The organism is Verrucomicrobiia bacterium (assembly GCA_035574275.1).
GTDB lineage: Bacteria > Zixibacteria > MSB-5A5 > DSPP01 > DSPP01 > DSPP01.
In genome coordinates this window covers 1-16,205 of sequence record DATLYY010000041.1, presented here as the reverse complement: position 1 = coordinate 16,205, position 16,205 = coordinate 1, and the positions used below count along the sequence as shown (strand labels likewise).

At 57.6% G+C, this 16,205-nt stretch carries 13 protein-coding genes; 8 read left to right on the top strand and 5 right to left on the bottom strand.

All coding sequences use genetic code 11. From position 1 onward, the window contains the following. The first annotated feature begins 33 nt into the window (after positions 1-33). The 8 genes from pgsA (at position 34) to VNL73_06015 (ending at position 7,790) form a co-directional block, all read left to right on the top strand. Positions 34-621 carry a CDP-diacylglycerol--glycerol-3-phosphate 3-phosphatidyltransferase gene (gene pgsA / locus VNL73_06050; GenBank protein ID HXF48970.1) on the top strand — a complete coding sequence of 196 codons (588 nt, stop codon included), beginning with the start codon at positions 34-36 and terminating at the stop codon, positions 619-621. Next, entirely contained in the window at positions 622-1,869 is a 1,248-nt protein-coding gene (locus VNL73_06045; protein HXF48969.1) for a competence/damage-inducible protein A, read from the top strand. Beyond that, a complete protein-coding gene (gene thpR / locus VNL73_06040) occupies positions 1,869-2,426 on the top strand; it encodes an RNA 2',3'-cyclic phosphodiesterase (GenBank protein HXF48968.1) in 558 nt (185 codons plus the stop codon). The genes VNL73_06045 and thpR overlap by 1 nt, the downstream gene beginning before the upstream one ends. Before the next feature lie 30 nt (positions 2,427-2,456). Beyond that, entirely contained in the window at positions 2,457-3,563 is a 1,107-nt protein-coding gene (gene recA / locus VNL73_06035; protein ID HXF48967.1) for a recombinase RecA, read from the top strand. A gap of 100 nt (positions 3,564-3,663) precedes the next feature. After that, positions 3,664-5,136, top strand: coding sequence for a potassium/proton antiporter (locus VNL73_06030; protein HXF48966.1), 1,473 nt, complete (start codon positions 3,664-3,666; stop codon positions 5,134-5,136). Positions 5,137-5,181: 45 nt separating this feature from the next. Then, positions 5,182-6,168 carry a GDP-mannose 4,6-dehydratase gene (locus VNL73_06025; protein ID HXF48965.1) on the top strand — a complete coding sequence of 329 codons (987 nt, stop codon included), beginning with the start codon at positions 5,182-5,184 and terminating at the stop codon, positions 6,166-6,168. Then, positions 6,165-6,884: a sugar phosphate nucleotidyltransferase gene (locus tag VNL73_06020; GenBank protein HXF48964.1), complete on the top strand. Its 720-nt coding sequence runs from the start codon at positions 6,165-6,167 to the stop codon at positions 6,882-6,884. The genes VNL73_06025 and VNL73_06020 overlap by 4 nt, the downstream gene beginning before the upstream one ends. A 30-nt stretch (positions 6,885-6,914) precedes the next feature. Continuing rightward, complete coding sequence (locus VNL73_06015) at positions 6,915-7,790, top strand: decaprenyl-phosphate phosphoribosyltransferase (protein HXF48963.1); 876 nt, start codon at positions 6,915-6,917, stop codon at positions 7,788-7,790. 1 nt (position 7,791) lies between these two features. Here the strand turns inward: VNL73_06015 and VNL73_06010 are convergent, their stop codons facing one another. The 5 genes from VNL73_06010 to VNL73_05990 are packed head-to-tail and all read right to left on the bottom strand — an operon-like array spanning position 7,792 to position 15,841. Beyond that, positions 7,792-9,567, bottom strand: coding sequence for an acyl-CoA dehydrogenase family protein (locus VNL73_06010; protein HXF48962.1), 1,776 nt, complete (start codon positions 9,565-9,567; stop codon positions 7,792-7,794). Between the two features lies 1 nt (position 9,568). Beyond that, positions 9,569-10,750: an acetyl-CoA C-acyltransferase gene (locus tag VNL73_06005; protein ID HXF48961.1), complete on the bottom strand. Its 1,182-nt coding sequence runs from the start codon at positions 10,748-10,750 to the stop codon at positions 9,569-9,571. Then, positions 10,750-13,005, bottom strand: a complete 2,256-nt coding sequence (locus tag VNL73_06000) for a 3-hydroxyacyl-CoA dehydrogenase/enoyl-CoA hydratase family protein (protein ID HXF48960.1) — start codon at positions 13,003-13,005, stop codon at positions 10,750-10,752. The genes VNL73_06005 and VNL73_06000 overlap by 1 nt, the downstream gene beginning before the upstream one ends. Beyond that, the gene (locus VNL73_05995; protein HXF48959.1) at positions 13,002-14,840 is read right to left on the bottom strand and encodes a long-chain fatty acid--CoA ligase; all 1,839 of its coding nucleotides are present in this window, start codon (positions 14,838-14,840) and stop codon (positions 13,002-13,004) included. The genes VNL73_06000 and VNL73_05995 overlap by 4 nt, the downstream gene beginning before the upstream one ends. Further along, a complete protein-coding gene (locus tag VNL73_05990) occupies positions 14,837-15,841 on the bottom strand; it encodes a patatin-like phospholipase family protein (protein HXF48958.1) in 1,005 nt (334 codons plus the stop codon). The genes VNL73_05995 and VNL73_05990 overlap by 4 nt, the downstream gene beginning before the upstream one ends. Positions 15,842-16,205: the final 364 nt, after the last annotated feature.

Sequence of the window (16,205 nt, the reverse complement as noted above, 5' to 3'; positions counted from 1 at the left end):
CCCCCGGCAAAATCCATACTTTGCTCCAGAAGTATGAACCTTCCCAATCAATTGACGTTGGCCCGCATTATCTTGGCCTTCATTTTTGTCGGTTTTTTTTTGGTCGATTCCGCCTGGGCCAAAACGGCCGCTTTAGCCGTTTTTCTGGCTGCGGCCCTGACCGATTTATACGACGGCTATCTGGCCCGCAAGACGGGGGTGGTCACGGGGTTCGGCAAATTCATGGACCCCTTGGCGGACAAGGTCTTAGTCACCTCGGCCCTCATTTCTTTCGTGGCTTTGGGCTATGTCAAGGCCTGGATGGTTGTAGTCATTATTTTTCGCGAGTTTATGGTCACCGGGCTGCGGCTTTTGGCCGCTTACAAGGGAATCGTAATCACCCCTTCCTTTTGGGCGCAGATCAAAACCGTTCTGGAAATGACGACGATCGCTTTGATTCTGCTATTCACCACGTTGAAGATCTGGTTGGTGCCGAACGGCCACAACTGGGCCATTTTTTCCTCGGAGTGGACGTTCAAGAGTTTCAACGGGCTGGTCTTTGCCGCCATGCTTCTATCCGTCGCCACCGGAGTGGACTATCTGGTCAAAAACGCGCCACTTCTACGGGGCGTGTTGAAATAAATGAAAGCGGAAATCATAACCATCGGCAACGAGTTGCTCTCCGGCGCAACCTTGGACACCAATTCGGCTTATCTGGCCGAACGGTTGTCCGAGTTCGGGGTGCTCGTTTCCCGCCGAGCGACGGTGCCGGATGCTGTCGAACCGATCGCCGAGGCGATAGAGGAGGCCCGGCGGCGGGTTGACTTCATCATCTGCACCGGCGGGCTCGGGCCGACCAACGATGATGTTACCAAAAAGGCCTTAGCGCGTGTTTTGGGAAAGCCGCTCGTCCTGCATGAAGAGATTTTGAAAAAAGTGGAGGAGCGCTTCCGCCGCCGCGGGGAAAAGATGCCCCTTGTAAACCAGAACCAGGCCCTTCTGCCCTCCGGGGCAAAATGGTTTGCCAACAATTACGGTACGGCCCCGGGGATTTTAATCGAGGAAGGGGACAAGCGGCTGATTGCACTCCCCGGTGTGCCCAAAGAGATGAAGGGTATCTTCGAGGAGGAAGTGATTCTCTACCTGCGGGAAACGATGAGCGTTTCCGCCGCCGTGGTCCGCCGCCGGCTGCGCACCACCGGCATCGCTGAATCGGCCCTCTACGAAAAAATCCAGCGGGTCATTCCGGAAGGGGAGGGGCTGCATTTCGCTTTTTTGCCTTCGTACTATGGGGTCGATTTGCGCCTCGAAGTTTTCGGTCGGGAGAGGGAGGAATCGGAAAAAATTTTGAACGAAAAGCTGGCCAAAATCCGGCCGCTCTTGGAGGATTTTCTGTATGCCGAAGGGGAAACCTCCATGGAGGAAATAGTCGGTCAGCTCCTTTTGAAGGGGAAGAAGAAGCTGGCGGCGGCGGAATCCTGCACGGGGGGGCTGGTCGCCAAACGAATTACCGACGTTCCCGGCAGCTCGGACTATTTTGAGCGGGGAATGGTCACTTATGCCAACGAGGCAAAACACGAGCTTTTGGGTGTACCGCGGAAACTTTTCAAAACCGTTGGTGCAGTAAGCGCTGAAGTGGCGGAGCGGATGGCCAAAGGGGTGCGAAAAATGGCAAAAGTAGACATCGGCATCGGCGTCACCGGCATCGCCGGGCCGGGGGGCGGCTCGGCGGCAAAGCCGGTGGGGCTCACCTATATTGGTTTGGCCGACCGCAAGAGTTATTGGGTGCAAAAGTTCATTTTTTCCGGCGACCGGGAAATAAATAGAATACGTGCCTCCCAGGCGGCGTTGAACATGATTCGCCTGTATTTGCTTGGAAAACTGAAATAATGCGCCTTTTCGTGGCCGTCCCCTTTCCGGCTGAAGTCAAAAGCTCGCTGGGAAAATTGATCGACGACTGGCGGCGGGAGCGGGATAAAGTCGGCTGGGTCAAAAAAGAGAATTTGCATCTCACACTCAAATTTTTGGGTGAAACCCCGCTGGAAAAATTGGAGGGGTTGAAGAAAAACCTGGCGGCAGGTTTGAATGGTTCAAAGGCATTCACCGTTTCCCTTTCCGGCGCCGGGGCTTTTCCCAACCTCAACCGGGCGCGCGTTGTCTGGATTGGCGTGTCGGAGGGCAAGGCAGAACTTTCTGAACTGGCTCAAAGAGTGGAAGAGGCGACCGTCCCGCTTGGTTTTCCGTCTGATGAGCGGGCGTTTTCGGCCCATTTGACCGTGGGGCGGGTCAAGGATTCCCATCTTTCGGAGCGGCTTTTGGCCAAAATACGTACTTGCACTTTTGAGGCCCAGGGTATTATCGTATCGGAAGTGGTTTTGTACCAAAGCGAGCTGGCGCCGGGGGGTTCGGTTTATACGCCGCTGGAGCGTTTTGAGTTGGCGAAGTAAGCACTTGAGGGCATTCATAAAGGAGGAGTAATGGCCACCGACGGGATTGGGGAAAAGAAAAAAGCTCTGGAACAGGCGGTCCTGCAGATTGAAAAGCAGTACGGCAAGGGATCGATTATGCGCTTGGGGGAAGCGCCGACGCAACGAATACCGGCGATTTCCACCGGCTCCATCGCCCTCGACTATGCCTTGGGGGTGGGCGGCGTGCCGCGCGGCCGGGTGATTGAGATTTTCGGCCCGGAGGCCTCCGGTAAAACCACCCTGTCCTTGCAGATTATCGCCGAGGCCCAGCGGCTGGGAGGCACGGTCGCCTTCATCGACGCCGAACATGCTTTGGATGCCGACTACGCCCGCAAGCTGGGGGTGGATTTGGACAGTTTGCTTCTCTCCCAGCCCGACACGGGGGAGCAGGCCTTGGAAATCACCGACACGTTGGTCCGCTCCGGGGCCGTGGATGTGGTGGTCATCGACTCGGTGGCGGCCTTGGTGCCCAAAGCCGAAATCGAAGGGGAGATGGGGGAGCCGCAAATGGGGCTGCAGGCCCGCTTGATGTCGCAGGCCTTGCGCAAGCTGACCGGCACCATCAGCAAATCGAAATGCTGCGTGATTTTCATCAACCAGATTCGGATGAAAATCGGGATCATGTTTGGCAACCCGGAGACCACCACGGGCGGCAACGCGCTCAAGTTTTACTCCTCCGTCCGGCTGGATATCCGCCGCATCGCCTCCATCAAGGAAGGGGATACCGTCATCGGTTCCCGCACCCGGGTGCGGGTGGTGAAAAACAAAGTCGCCCCCCCGTTCCGCGAAGCGGAATTTGACATCATTTACGGGGTCGGCATCTCGCGCGAGGGGGAACTTTTGGACTTGGGGTCCACCCCGCTTAAAGAAGGGGCCACGCCGGTCATTGAGAAATCGGGGGCTTGGTATACCTATCGCAACGAGCGGATAGGGCAGGGGCGGGAGCAGGCCCGCCAGTTTTTGCGGGACAATCCGGTCATCGCCGAGGATATCCGGCTCAAAATCCGGGAACAGTTGGGACTGGTCAAGGTCGATGCCATCCGGGAAGCGGCCAAAGAACCGGAAAAAAAGGAAAAAGAGAAAGAGAGCCGCGAGCCGGTTCGCGCCCGCCGGTAATTTTCGGTATCGACCAACAAAAGCAGGCCTTCGGCCTGCTTTTTGTTTTTTCCGCCAATAAATCATTTACTTTGAATTGCAAATTGGCTTTTTTGCAAGTATGTATTTGCCGCTCGAATATTTGCTTTTGGCCGCCGCCTTGCTTTTGGGAGCGGGCGTTTTGGCCACCAAGCTTTCCTCCAACCTTGGTGTTCCCTACCTCGTGCTTTTTCTTTTGGTTGGCATCCTCGCCGGGTCGGAAGGACCGGGCGGGATCCCCTTTGAGGATTACCGGCTGGCGCGGGCCGTCGGCAATTTGGCGCTGGCCTTGATTTTGTTTTCCGGCGGGCTGGATACCCGCTGGAGCGAAGTCAAACCCTCTTTCAAAAAGGCGCTCTCCCTTTCCAGTTTGGGTGTTCTGGTGACCGCCTTTGCGGTCGGTTTTTTTGCCCGCACGGTTCTGGGTTTTTCCACGCTCGAGGCCCTGCTTCTGGGGGCCATTATTTCCTCGACCGATGCAGCGGCGGTTTTCTCCGTTTTGCGTTCCAAAAAGCTGGGGTTGAAAGGGGAACTGAAGCCGCTTCTGGAATTGGAATCCGGCTCCAACGACCCGATGGCGGTTTTTCTGGTCATCGGTTTGGTGGTGCGGGCCCTCCATCCGGAATTCACCCTCTGGGATTTCACGCTTCTTTTCATCCAGCAGATGGCGGTGGGGGCCGTCATCGGCTACTTTGTGGGGCGGGTTTTGGTTTGGGCCGTGAACCGGCTTTCGCTCGACCACGAAGGGCTTTATCCGGTGCTTTCGCTGGCGGCCGTTTTCTTTTGCTATTCGGCCACCCAACTTTTTGGCGGCAGCGGGTTTCTTTCGGTGTATGCCGCCGGGCTGGTCGTGGCCTCCCAGCCGATGGCGGTCAAGAAAACACTTTTGCGCTTTCATGACGGGCTGGCCTGGCTTTCGCAAATCGGGATGTTTGTCACCTTGGGGCTTTTGGTTTTCCCCTCGCAGCTTTTGCCGGTAACTCCGAAAGGGTTCTTGCTGGCGGCCTTTCTTTTGATTATTGCCCGCCCGGCGGCGGTTTTTCTTTCCCTCCTGCTGGCAAACATGGGCTGGCGGGAAAAACTTTTCGTCTCCTGGGTCGGGTTGAGGGGGGCTGTGCCGATTGTTTTGGCCACTTACCCGCTTTTGGCCGGGCTTTCCGGTGCATCGGCGATTTTTAATTTGATTTTCTTCGTGGTTTTGACTTCCGCCCTTTTGCAGGGCTCCACGGTGGGGTTGGCCGCGCGGCTTTTGGGGCTTTCCCGCACGGTCCCGCATCCGGCGGCCACCGCGCTGGAGCTGGCAACCGCCGGTGACCAGGAGCTTTCCGTGCTGGAGCTTTTGGTTCCGTACGGTTCCAAAATTGCCGGGCGCAGCATCGTGGATGCCGGCTTTCCGGAGGGTACTTTGGTGGTTTTGCTTTCCCGCAACGGAAAAATGAACGCCCCATCCGGCCGGACCGTTTTGGAGGAGGGGGACCTGCTCTATCTTTTGACCGAGCAGAAGAATCTTCCTCAAGTGGAGACCATGCTGGCCCCCGAAGGGGCGGACGGGTAGCAACCGCTTGCTCTTTTCCGGATTTCCCCTACTTTTCCTGACTCGATGAGTTTGAAAGGCGCAAAAGTTCTGGTGACCGGGGCGGGGGGATTCATCGGCAGTCATTTGACCGAACGGCTTTTGGAGGAGGGGGCGGCGGTTTCCGTTTTTCTGCGCTACAACGCGCTGGGGCATAAAGGATGGATCGACACATTTTCCAACGGAAACCTGGCCCGTTTGCGAATCTTTCTGGGGGATTTGCGCGACCCGGAGGCCGTGCGCAAAGCCGTACGTGAGCAAGAAATCGTTTTCCATTTGGGGGCCTTGATTGCCATCCCGTACTCCTACATCAATCCCAGGGAATTCGTGGATACCAACGTGGTCGGCACGGCCAACGTATTGAACGCCGCTTTGGAGTACAAAACGGAGCGGGTGGTGCACACCTCCACTTCCGAAGTGTACGGCACGGCGCAATATGTTCCCATCGACGAGGGGCATCCTTTAGTCGGCCAGTCCCCCTATGCCGCCTCCAAAATCGGAGCCGACCAGCTCGCTTTGAGCTACTACCGCTCCTTCGGGCTGCCGGTCACGGTTCTGCGCCCCTTCAACACCTTTGGGCCGCGGCAGTCGGTTCGGGCCATCATCCCGACCATCATCAGCCAGGCGTTGGCGGGGAAAAAAATCCGGCTCGGCTCGCTTTATCCCACCCGGGATTTGTCGTACGTGGCCAATACGGTGGAAGGGTTCGTCCGCATCGCCCATGCCAAAGGGGTTTTGGGGAAGGTCGTAAACGTCGGAATGGGGACTGAAATTTCGGTCGGCGAGCTGGTGGAGCAGATTGGCTCTTTGCTTAGAAAAAAACTGGTCGTGCAGAAGGAAAAACAACGGGTGCGGCCGGTTGAATCGGAGGTGGACCGGCTTCTGGCCGACACTCGGCTGGCACAGGAGGTTTTGGATTGGAAACCGAAATTGGATTTCAGAACGGGGCTTTTGAAAACCATCGACTGGTACAAAAGAAACCGCTCCCTCTTTCCGAAAGAGTATGTAGTATGAACTTTCCGGAGCGGGCCGTCATTCTGGCGGGAGGAAAGGGGACGCGGCTGGCCCCCTATACGGCGGTCATCCCCAAACCCCTGATGCCCGTGGGGGACATGCCGATTTTGGAAATCGTTTTGCGCCAATTGAAAAAGGCCGGCACCCGGCGGGTGACCATCGCCACCGGACATCTCTCGCACCTTATCCGCACCTTTTTTGGCGACGGCCGGCAGTACGGGCTTTACATCGATTATCTGGTGGAAACCAAGGCCTTGGGAACGGCCGGGCCTCTGGCCATGCTGGCCGATTTGACCGAGCCGTTTCTGGTGATGAACGGGGACGTTTTGACCGATTTGGATTACCGCAGGCTCTGGGGTTTTCACCAAAAAAACGGCGCTGTGGCGACGGTGGCGACCCACCACCGGGAGGTGCGGGTCGATTTCGGCGTGGTGGTGACCAACCACAACCATGCCATCTCCAATTACATCGAAAAACCGTCGCTCCCTTATCAGGTTTCGATGGGGATTTACCTGTTCTCGCCGGAGGTTTTGCGCTTCGTTCCCAAAAACCGGCGTTTCGATTTTCCCCAGCTGGTTTTGACCCTTTTGAAGGCCAAAAAGAAAGTGGCCAGCTTCCCGTTCACCGGTTTCTGGCTGGATATCGGACGGGCGGAAGATTACGCCCGAGCCGCCCAGGTTTTCACGGCCCATCCCGCCCGCTTTCTGCCGAAATGAGCGTTCAGCTTTTTTGGCGTTGATTCCCAAATGAAATTCATTGCCGCCCTCTGGAAATCGGCCCGCCCCTACCAGTGGCCGAAGAACTTCCTTTTGTTTGCGGCTTTGATTTTTTCCAAGCATCTTTTCGATTTTGATTTGCTGATAAAAAACTTCTGGGGGTTTTTGGTTTTCTGTCTGGCCTCCTCCTCGCTTTACATTTTGAACGACGCCATCGATTATTCTTCCGACATCAAACATCCCCTGAAATCCAAGCGGCCGGTGGCCTCCGGCCAGCTTCCCCGCCCGGCCGCGTTTGCGGTTGCTTTTTTGGGGTTGGCCGCTTCCCTGGCCTGGGCGTATGCGCTCGAGGAGAAGTTTCTGCTGGGCGTCGGGCTTTATGTCGCCGTGAATTTCGCCTATTCGTTTTTCTTCAAGCGGTTCGTGATTCTGGATGCCATGCTTCTGGCCACCGGCTTTGTGTTGCGGGCCGTCGCCGGGGGCTGGCTCATCGGCGCGCCGATTTCCGACTGGCTGATCATCTGCACCCTGCTGCTTTCCTTATTTCTTGGGTTTTCCAAGCGCCGGGCGGAGATGGTTCTGCTTGAGGGGGAAGCCAAAAGCCACCGGGCCAGCTTGGAACATTATTCCCCCTATTTATTGGACCAGCTTATCGGCGTGGTGACCGCCTCCACCGTGGTGGCCTACACCTTCTATACGTTATCGCCGGAAGTGAAGGAAAAGCTTGGCTCCACCCATCTCTACCTCACCGTCCCCTTTGTGCTCTTCGGGATTTTTCGTTATCTTTATTTGGTTCACCAGAAAACCGAAGGAGGCGACCCGACCAAAACGATTTTCTCCGATTTACCGCTGGTTTTGGGAATTATTTTGTGGGCCGGTTCGGTGTTTCTATTGATTTACAAATAACTTAAGAGACCGGATAACCGCCCTTAGTTTTCACCATCTCCGCCAGTTCCCGTTCGAGGGCGAAGCGGTCGAAAAGCGGATAGCGCAGAAAACGTTTGAGGCCGGAGGCCAAAAGCATGGCGTTGTCCCCTTCCGCCGTGGCGGCGGCAACCGAACGGCCGATGGAAAGCAGGTTTTCCGGCAGGCCGGAGGCGTGATACCGGGCGGCTGTTGAGAGAAACATGCCGGCCGGCCCGTCGCCTGCGGCCAAGGCGCGCAGTGTCAAACTTTCACAACTGTAGGCGGCGATTATCAAATCGGCAATGCCCGCCAGAATTTGCTGTTGTTCATCCAATTTCGCCCCAAATTTCTGGGCGGCGGCTCCGGCTAAAAGCAAAGCGGCTTTTTTAATGCCTTCGGCTAAAGCAAGTTCAGTTCCCAACCGGCCTTGAGCTTCGTCGCCGGACGGCAAATCCAAAAGCGCCTGCTGGGCCTTCTGGGCCGCGGCCAAAAGCGGCACCCGGCCGCTCATCGCCCGCTTCAACAGCATCCCCGTAACCAGCATCCGGTTGATTTCGTTGGTCCCTTCAAAAATCCGGTTGATGCGGCTGTCGCGATAAAAACGCTCGGCCGGGTACTCGGCGGAATAGCCGTAGCCCCCGTGAATCTGCACACAGTCATCCGCGCTTTGATCCAGCATCTCCGAACAGGCGACCTTCAGAATAGAGGATTCCACGGCATATTCCTCCACGGCGGAAAGCTCGGCCGCAATTTTGTCCTTGCCGGTTGCCCGCTCCTTGGCGGCGGCGTCAATCAGCCCGGCGGTGCGATAGACGATGCTTTCCGCCACCGCGGCGCGCACCGCCATCCGGGCCAGCATCGCCTGCACCAAGGGAAAACTGTCAATCGTTTTGCCGAACTGCTTGCGGCCGGCGGCGTAGGCGGCGGCGATTTGCAACACATATTTCAAAGCCCCCACCGTGGCGGCCCCCAGCTTGAAGCGGCCGACATTCAAGACGTTGAAGGCGATTTTATGCCCCTGCCCGATTTCCCCCAATACGTTTTCGGCCGGAAGTGTCGCATCCGAAAAGGAAAGGGCGCAGGTGGATGAGCCGTGCAGCCCCATCTTCCGTTCCTCGGCGCCAATGGAAAAACCGGGGGTGTTCCGCTCGATGATAAAGCCGGTGAATTTGCTCCCCTCTACTTGCGCAAAGATGACAAACAAATCAGCCCATCCGGCGTTGGAAATCCAGACCTTGCCGCCGGAAAGCTTGTAGAACTTTCCATCCGGCGTTAAATCGGCTCTTGTCCGCGCCGCAAGGGCGTCCGAGCCGCTGCCCGCCTCGGTCAAAGCATAAGCGGCCATCAACTCGCCGGTGGCGAGTTTGGGAAGATACTTTTCCCGCTGCTTGGATGTTCCAAAATAAACGATGGGCAGACTGCCGATGCCGGTATGCCCGCCGAAGGTGACGGCAAAGGAGGCCTGGCGGCCGATTTCTTCGGAAGCCGCTGCGGAGGCGACTTTTCCCATTCCCAATCCGCCGTATTCTTCCGGCACTTCGATGCCCAAAAGCCCGAGTGAGCCGCACTCCTTGAAAAGCGCCACCATCAAGCCCTCTTCTTTCTTCTCGAGTGCCTCCGATTTGGGAACCACTTTCTTAAGCATAAAGTCGCGGGCGGTTTCGGCAATCGTTTTGACTTCGTCGGAAAAGCGCTCCGGGGTCATCAGGCAGTCCGGGCTGGCCGGGCCGATTAAAAAACCGCCACCGGGAGCAAGCATCGTCTTTTCGTTTGACATTTCAGGCAATCCTTTCAAAAATTCCGGCCGCACCCATTCCGCCTCCCACGCACATCGTCAACATCCCATATTTCTTCTTCGACCGTTCCAACTCATACATCAACTCAACGGTCAGCTTCGTCCCGGTGGCCCCCAAAGGATGCCCGAGGGCAATGGCGCCGCCGTTAGGATTCACTTTATTCGCGTCCAAACCAAGCTCGCGAATGACTGCCAAACTCTGGGCGGCAAAGGCCTCGTTCAAAAGGATTACGTCGAGGTCGGAAAGGGAAAGACCGGTTCGCTTGAGCAGTTTGGGCACGGCCTCCACCGGCCCGATTCCCATAATTTCCGGCGCCACACCGGCGGTGGCGTAGCCGACGAAGCGCGCCAGCGGCTTCCAGCCCTGCTTTTTGGCAAATTCCGCTTCGGCGACAATCACCGCGGCGGCGGCGTCCGAAATCTGGCTGGAATTGCCGGCGGTCACCGTGCCCTCCTTCTTGAAGGATGGTTGAAGCTTGCCCAGCGCCTCCATGCTGGTGTCCCGGCGGGGGCCTTCGTCGGTTGTGAAGGTTGCCATGGAAGTTTCAACCTTGTTTCGCTCGTTCAGGGACTGACGGGGTATTTCCACCGGCGCTATCTGGCCGGCAAACACGCCGCTGTCAATTGCGGCGATGGCTTTGCGGTGGCTTTCCAAGGCAAATCTATCCTGCTCCTCGCGGCTGATTTTGTATTTTTCGGCCAGGTTTTCAGCCGTCAGGCCCATCGAAATGTAGGATTCCGGCCGGGCGCGCACCAAATCCAATTCTGGCGCAATTTTGTTTCCCCCCATCGGCACGGCGCTCATCGATTCCATCCCGGCGGCGAGGATTAGATTCGCCTCGCCCAGTCGGATTCGATTTGCGGCCAAGCTGATGACTTCCAGTCCGGAGGCGCAAAAGCGGTTGACGGTCATCGCCGGAACGCTGTCCGGCAGTCCGGCGGCCAAGCCGACCAGCCGGGCGACGTTCAGCCCCTGTTCCCCTTCCGGCATCGCGCATCCCACGATGATCTCGTCGATTAATCCGGGGTCCAATCCCTTTAACTTGTGTATGACCGCCCTGACGGGAACGGCGCCGAGCTGGACGGGATGGACTTGGGCCAGCGAACCGGTGAAACCCTTGCCGACGGGCGTTCGTTTGGCGGCTACGACTACGGCTTCCTTCATCAGTTTCTCAACGGTTTTCCGGTTTTAAGCAAGTGCGCCATCCGCTCCTGCGTTTTGCGCATTCCGACCAGGCGCAGAAACTCCTCCGCTTCGAGCCGCAAGAGATATTCCCGCGGCACCTCCGGCTCGCCGGGAAGTTCGCCGCCGCAGAGGACCTTGGCCAGCGAGCGGCCGACCGTGGCATCGTGCTCGGTAATCATTTTACTTTCACGCATCAGATACAAAAAGGTCTCGACGGCGGCCAAGCCATTTTTGCCGGCCACGCGAAGCTTGTCCGGCGGTTTGGAGGTGGTTCCGGCATCGGCCAAAAGGCGGGCCTGGGAAAGCGCCGCTGCGGTCAGGCGGCCGCGGTTGGGAACCACCAAATCCTCCGGCTGGAGATACCCCATCGCAAACGCTTCATCGGCGCTCATGCTGACCTTGGCAAGGCCGACGTTTTCAAAGACGGTTTTCAGATGAGGCAGAAGCATGCCCCCCTTGGCCCGTAGAGCAATTTTTTCCGCCATTCTTGTTGTTCCGCCGCCAGCCGGAAGCAGGCCGACGCCGGTTTCCACCAGGCCGATATAGAGTTCGCGGTGGGCTACCCGCCTCGTTGCGGCCAGACAGATTTCACAACCCCCCCCCAACGTGATGCCAAAAGGAGCGGCCACAACCGGGAAAGGGGCTTTGGCCATTCCTTCCGTCACCGCTTGAAACTTTTTAATCATCAGGGCAATTTCATCAAAATCCCCCTCGCTTGCGGTCATCAAAAGCCAGCCCAGATTGGCGCCGGCCGAAAAGGCCTCCGCCTGCGGGTCGTTGGCAAGCACCAACGCGTCGAAGTCGTTTTTAACAATCTCCAACGCTTTATGGGCGAGGCCCAGAATTCCCGCGCCGATGACGTTCAGCTTGGAATGAAAAACCAGAACGGCAATGCCGTTGCCAGCATTCAAAAGTGTCGCTTCCTTATTCTCGGCCACGACTTGTTCCGGCTTGGCGGGAAGCAAAAGCGGGCCGGGTTCGCCGGATTCGATTTTTTCCGGCAGAGCCGGAGCTTGAATGGAAAACTTGGCGGCGGCCTTCGCGAGTAAGTCGCAATCGACTGCCTTGACCAGCTCCAAAGGCCCCATTTGCCAGCCGAAACCCCAGCGCAAGGCATCATCAATCCGCCCCGGCCGGTCGCAGATTTTGCCGGAAAGGGCGGCAGCGTAGCTGGCAACAGAAATTAGGTGACGGGAAACAAAAGCGCCGGCGAGGTCGTCCGTCGCGGCAAAAAACATACGCACCCGCTTTACCAAATCCTCCTCGGCGCCGGCCTGGGCCAGAAGCGGCGACTCCATTTTTCTCCGTTTCGTGTAGTTCAGGTTTTCATCCGCTTCCTGAATTTCATCCCCCTCTTTGCGGTAAAAGCCGCCGCCCGACTTTTCCCCCAATTTTCCGGCGGCGACGAGCGATTGCAAAATCGGCGGCGGGGTGAAGCGGTCGGGGCGCGGGTCGTCCGGCGCCCCTTCCCGCACAATTTTGACCACCGCCATCACCGTATCCAGCCCGACCAAATCGGCCGTGCGACAGGTGGCGCTTTTCTGGCGGCCAATCAACGGGCCGGTGAGAAAATCAATCTGCGCCGGGGAGAATTTGAATTCGGCCGCCAGCGCCAGGGCATCCAACAGGGCGAAAATGCCGACCCGGTTGGCGATGAAAGCCGGGGTGTCCTTAACCGGCACGATGCTTTTTCCCAAATGCCGGTCCAAAAACCAAAGGAAGGCCGAATTCGCCTTGATGTCTGCTTGGGGATGAGGCAACAGTTCCAGAAGCCGCAGATAGCGCGGGGGGTTGAAGAAATGGGTGATGAAAAAACGTTTGCGGAACTTCTCCGGCAGTGCGTTCCCAAGTGTAAATGCCGACAAGCTGCTGGTATTGGAAGAAAAGATGCAGTCGTCCGGCAGAAGCGGAGCAACATTGGCGTAAAGCTCCTGCTTGATTTTCAGATTTTCCGGCGCCGCCTCCAACACCCATTCAACATCTTTCAAGCGCTCGAGATGATGCTCCAAACTGCCGGGGCGGATGTTGTCCAGATGGGAAGGATGAAAGTAAGGGGAGGGTTTTTGGGCTTTAAGTTTTTTTAGCGCCTGTTGGGCGATTCCTTCCGGCTCCTTGGGGTCAGGGCCGGGGATGTCAAGCAACTCGACTTTTACGCCGCTCCCGGCCAAAAGGGCGGCCAGTTGCGAACCCATCACCCCCGCCCCCAATACCGCGGCCAGGCGGAAGGATTTCATGGGGTCACTTTTTCGCCCGGGGCGGCCACGTCCGCCTCAATTTCCAGCGGTTTTTCGCGGTAGGCGGCCTCGATTAGATTTTTATAGCGGGCTTCCACCACGCTGCGGCGGACCTTCAAGGTCGGCGTCAACTGCCCCCCCTCAATGGAGAACGGCTCCGGCACGAGGGCAAAATAGCGCACTTTTTCCCAGCGGGCAAAACCCTGGTTGATTTTCTGGATGCTGCGAATCAAACGGGCCTTGAATTCCGGCGACTGGATGAATTGTTCCAGATCCGTCTGGCCGTTTCCCTTGAATTCGAGATACTGCTTGAGAAAATTCTTGTCCGGCACCAACAAGGCGGCCGGGGCAGACCGGGATTCCCCAACCACCACCGCCTCCTCGATAAAGGGGCTTTGCTTCAGGGCCTGCTCGATTTTGGACGGGTTGACGTAGTCGCCGGTGTTGGTTTTGAAGCTTTCCTTTTTGCGCCCCTTGATGATTAAATACCCTTCTTCATCCAGCGTGGCCAGATCGCCGGTGGAAAGCCAGCCGTCCGGGGATTTTATCTCCGCGGTGGCGGCGGGCTCCTTGTGATACCCCTGCATCACGTTTTCGCCGCGAATCAAAAGCTCCCCGTCGGCGGAGATTTTCACTTCGATTCCTTCCAGCGGTTTGCCGACCGTGCCGATTTTGTTCAGCCCGGGGCAATTGGTGGAAACCGCCGGGGAGGCCTCGGTCAACCCGTACCCCTGAAAGACCCGGATGCCGGCCCCCATAAAGAGCCGGGCCAGCTCGGCATCCAAGGCGGCGCCGCCGGTGAACAGATAGCGCAAGCGGCCGCCAAACGCCTCGTGCCATTTGCGGAAAACCAGACTGCGGGCCAGGCCGAGGCGCATCCGGGAGAGGCGGCTTTGTTCCATTTCCGGTTTCCATTTGCCGGCGACCGACATCGCCTGCTGGAACAGAAAGCGCTTTAAAAACGGGGCGGAATTCCCCTTGGTCACCGTCGCGGCGTACACTCTTTCCAAAAGGCGCGGCACGGTGGTCATAATCGTCGGCCGCACTTCGCGCAAATCGGCCATCAAAGTTTCAATGCCGCCGGCGAAGGAGATGCGGATGCCGCTGGCCAGGTAGTAATAAATCACCAGCCGCTCGAAGGCGTGGGAAAGGGGAAGATAGCTCAAGGCAATATCCTCACCGGGATCGAGGGGCATCCTTTTCCCCACGGCAAAGAGGTTGGAGAGCAGATTGGCGTGGGTCAGTTCCACCCCCTTGGGATTGCCGGTGGTTCCACTGGTGTACACGATGGTGGCCAGATCCTCCGGGGAGAGTGCATCCCGCCTTTCGGCAAACAAAGTGGGATGCCGTTCCGCCAGTTCATCCCCCATTTCCATCAGCGACGGCAGGGCCAAGACCTTCGGCTCGCGGACCACGTTGGAGAAGAAAATCACCACCTCGAGGGTTTTCAAATCGGCCAGGGCGGGGCCGAATTTTCGCCAGAGCTCGGAATTTTCGACAAATATCGCCCGGGCCTGGCAGTGTTCCACGATGTAGCGGGCGATTTCCGGCGTCTGCGTCGGATAGACCGGCACGGTGGCGGCGCCCAGGGATTGAACCGCCAAATCGGCGATGAGCCATTCCGGGCGGCTTCCGGAAAGCAGGGCCACCTTTTCCCCCTTGTAAATTCCCCAGTCGGCCAAGCCGTAGGCGGTACGCCGAACCTGCCCGGCCAGTTCGGTGGTGCTTACCGCCTCCCAGCGCCCCAGGTATTTCCGCGCCAGCTGGCGGGGATGGTAAAAGCGGGTGAATGTTTGGGAAAAAAGGGCGGGGAGACTTTTCGGTCTTTCGCTCATGCCGCCTTTTCCCCTTTCTTGCCGGGAGAAACTTCCCGAAGCGCCCCGGCCTTTAAAAACGGAAATTCGAGATACAGGGGGGGCGGGTGGGGGTTTTCGAGATGGGGCAAGGGCTGGCGGGGGCGGAAGTTTTTCAGTTTGGGGAGGGCGGCCATCATCGCATTATAACCGGCTTCCACGAATTCTTCCACCCGGTCGAAGTCGGTCCAGAAGCCGCCGGGGAGTTCCGGATGCACCACCAAGTCGCAAAGCCGGTGCAGATAACTTCTAAAATAGGCCCGCTCCAGCTCCTGCTGGCGAAGCAAGGCCTGCAGGGCGGTGGTAATCTGCCAGTCCGGCCAAACCGAACCTGAAACGTCAATTGCCAAGGTGTGGGTGATTCCCAGACCGGAGAGGCAGTCAATCGGGATGATGCTGGTGGCTTCCCCATCCACCAGCAAATGCCCGTTTTCCTGAATCGGCGGAAAGTATCCGGCCAGCGAAGTTGACGCCCTTGCCGCTCCCAAAATTGAGCCGGAGCGGAAGCAGACCGTGCGGCAGGATTTCAAGTCCGAGGCGGCGATGCGCACGGGTATCGGCAATTCGGAAAGCTGGCCATCCGCCACAAATTCGGTCAGCACGGCGTCGATTTTTTCGCGCGGAACGATGCTGGCGCGGCGGAGAGCCATGGCGATCAAAACGTTTTCGCGAATGCCGGAGAGAATGGTGTTCCAGAACCCCTGGCCGCGCTGCATATCCTTGTTCACCTTGTCCAGCCCCAAGGCCTTGAAGGAATCGGAGCGGGCAAACCGCTCGAAGAGCTTCTGGCACCAAACGGAGCTTTGCTTGCGGGAAAACTCGGCGGCGACGATGGCGCCTATCGATGTCCCCGCTATGGCGGCTATCGGCACGCCGGCATTTTCCAAAGCGCGCAATACGCCGATATGCGCCAAGCCCCTTGCGCCGCCGCCGCCCAAGAGGAGGGCGAGCCGGATTTCCTGTTTACCGAGCAAGAGTTCCATTTTTCCCATCTCCATAAATTTATAACCCAATATATCAGGCCGGGGGTTCTGATGGATGCCTAAAAAGGGACAGCAAAACCCCCCTTATATGTATCGGAAATTCGGGGATTTAGCGCACTTTTTGACGGGAATTACGGCGGGGCAAAAACGGAGCGGAAATAAGGCGGAGACTGGAGATTAGAGATTGGAGATTGGCAAAAACGGGAGGAAAAAAGTTGTGAATTTGGGGGGATTTTTAAAACACCTCACCCCCTGACCCCCTCTCCGATACGGAGAGGGGGAACAGGGAAAGTCAGGTCATTGCAGGAGAGGGAGGGGCAGGCCGTTGGGGCTGCCCCTACGCCTTTCCTTTTTTTGTTTCTTT

Bases quoted from the DNA above. Each gene is read 5' to 3' on its own strand.
- VNL73_05990 (HXF48958.1), bottom strand. From the start codon at position 15,841: ATGGAACTCTTGCTCGGTAAACAGGAAATCCGGCTCGCCCTCCTCTTG.
- VNL73_06030 (HXF48966.1), top strand. From the start codon at position 3,664: ATGTATTTGCCGCTCGAATATTTGCTTTTGGCCGCCGCCTTGCTTTTG.
- recA (HXF48967.1), top strand. From the start codon at position 2,457: ATGGCCACCGACGGGATTGGGGAAAAGAAAAAAGCTCTGGAACAGGCG.
- VNL73_06045 (HXF48969.1), top strand. From the start codon at position 622: ATGAAAGCGGAAATCATAACCATCGGCAACGAGTTGCTCTCCGGCGCA.
- VNL73_06005 (HXF48961.1), bottom strand. From the start codon at position 10,750: ATGAAGGAAGCCGTAGTCGTAGCCGCCAAACGAACGCCCGTCGGCAAG.
- VNL73_06020 (HXF48964.1), top strand. From the start codon at position 6,165: ATGAACTTTCCGGAGCGGGCCGTCATTCTGGCGGGAGGAAAGGGGACG.
- VNL73_06000 (HXF48960.1), bottom strand. From the start codon at position 13,005: ATGAAATCCTTCCGCCTGGCCGCGGTATTGGGGGCGGGGGTGATGGGT.
- VNL73_06015 (HXF48963.1), top strand. From the start codon at position 6,915: ATGAAATTCATTGCCGCCCTCTGGAAATCGGCCCGCCCCTACCAGTGG.
- VNL73_05995 (HXF48959.1), bottom strand. From the start codon at position 14,840: ATGAGCGAAAGACCGAAAAGTCTCCCCGCCCTTTTTTCCCAAACATTC.
- VNL73_06025 (HXF48965.1), top strand. From the start codon at position 5,182: ATGAGTTTGAAAGGCGCAAAAGTTCTGGTGACCGGGGCGGGGGGATTC.
- VNL73_06010 (HXF48962.1), bottom strand. From the start codon at position 9,567: ATGTCAAACGAAAAGACGATGCTTGCTCCCGGTGGCGGTTTTTTAATC.
- thpR (HXF48968.1), top strand. From the start codon at position 1,869: ATGCGCCTTTTCGTGGCCGTCCCCTTTCCGGCTGAAGTCAAAAGCTCG.
- pgsA (HXF48970.1), top strand. From the start codon at position 34: ATGAACCTTCCCAATCAATTGACGTTGGCCCGCATTATCTTGGCCTTC.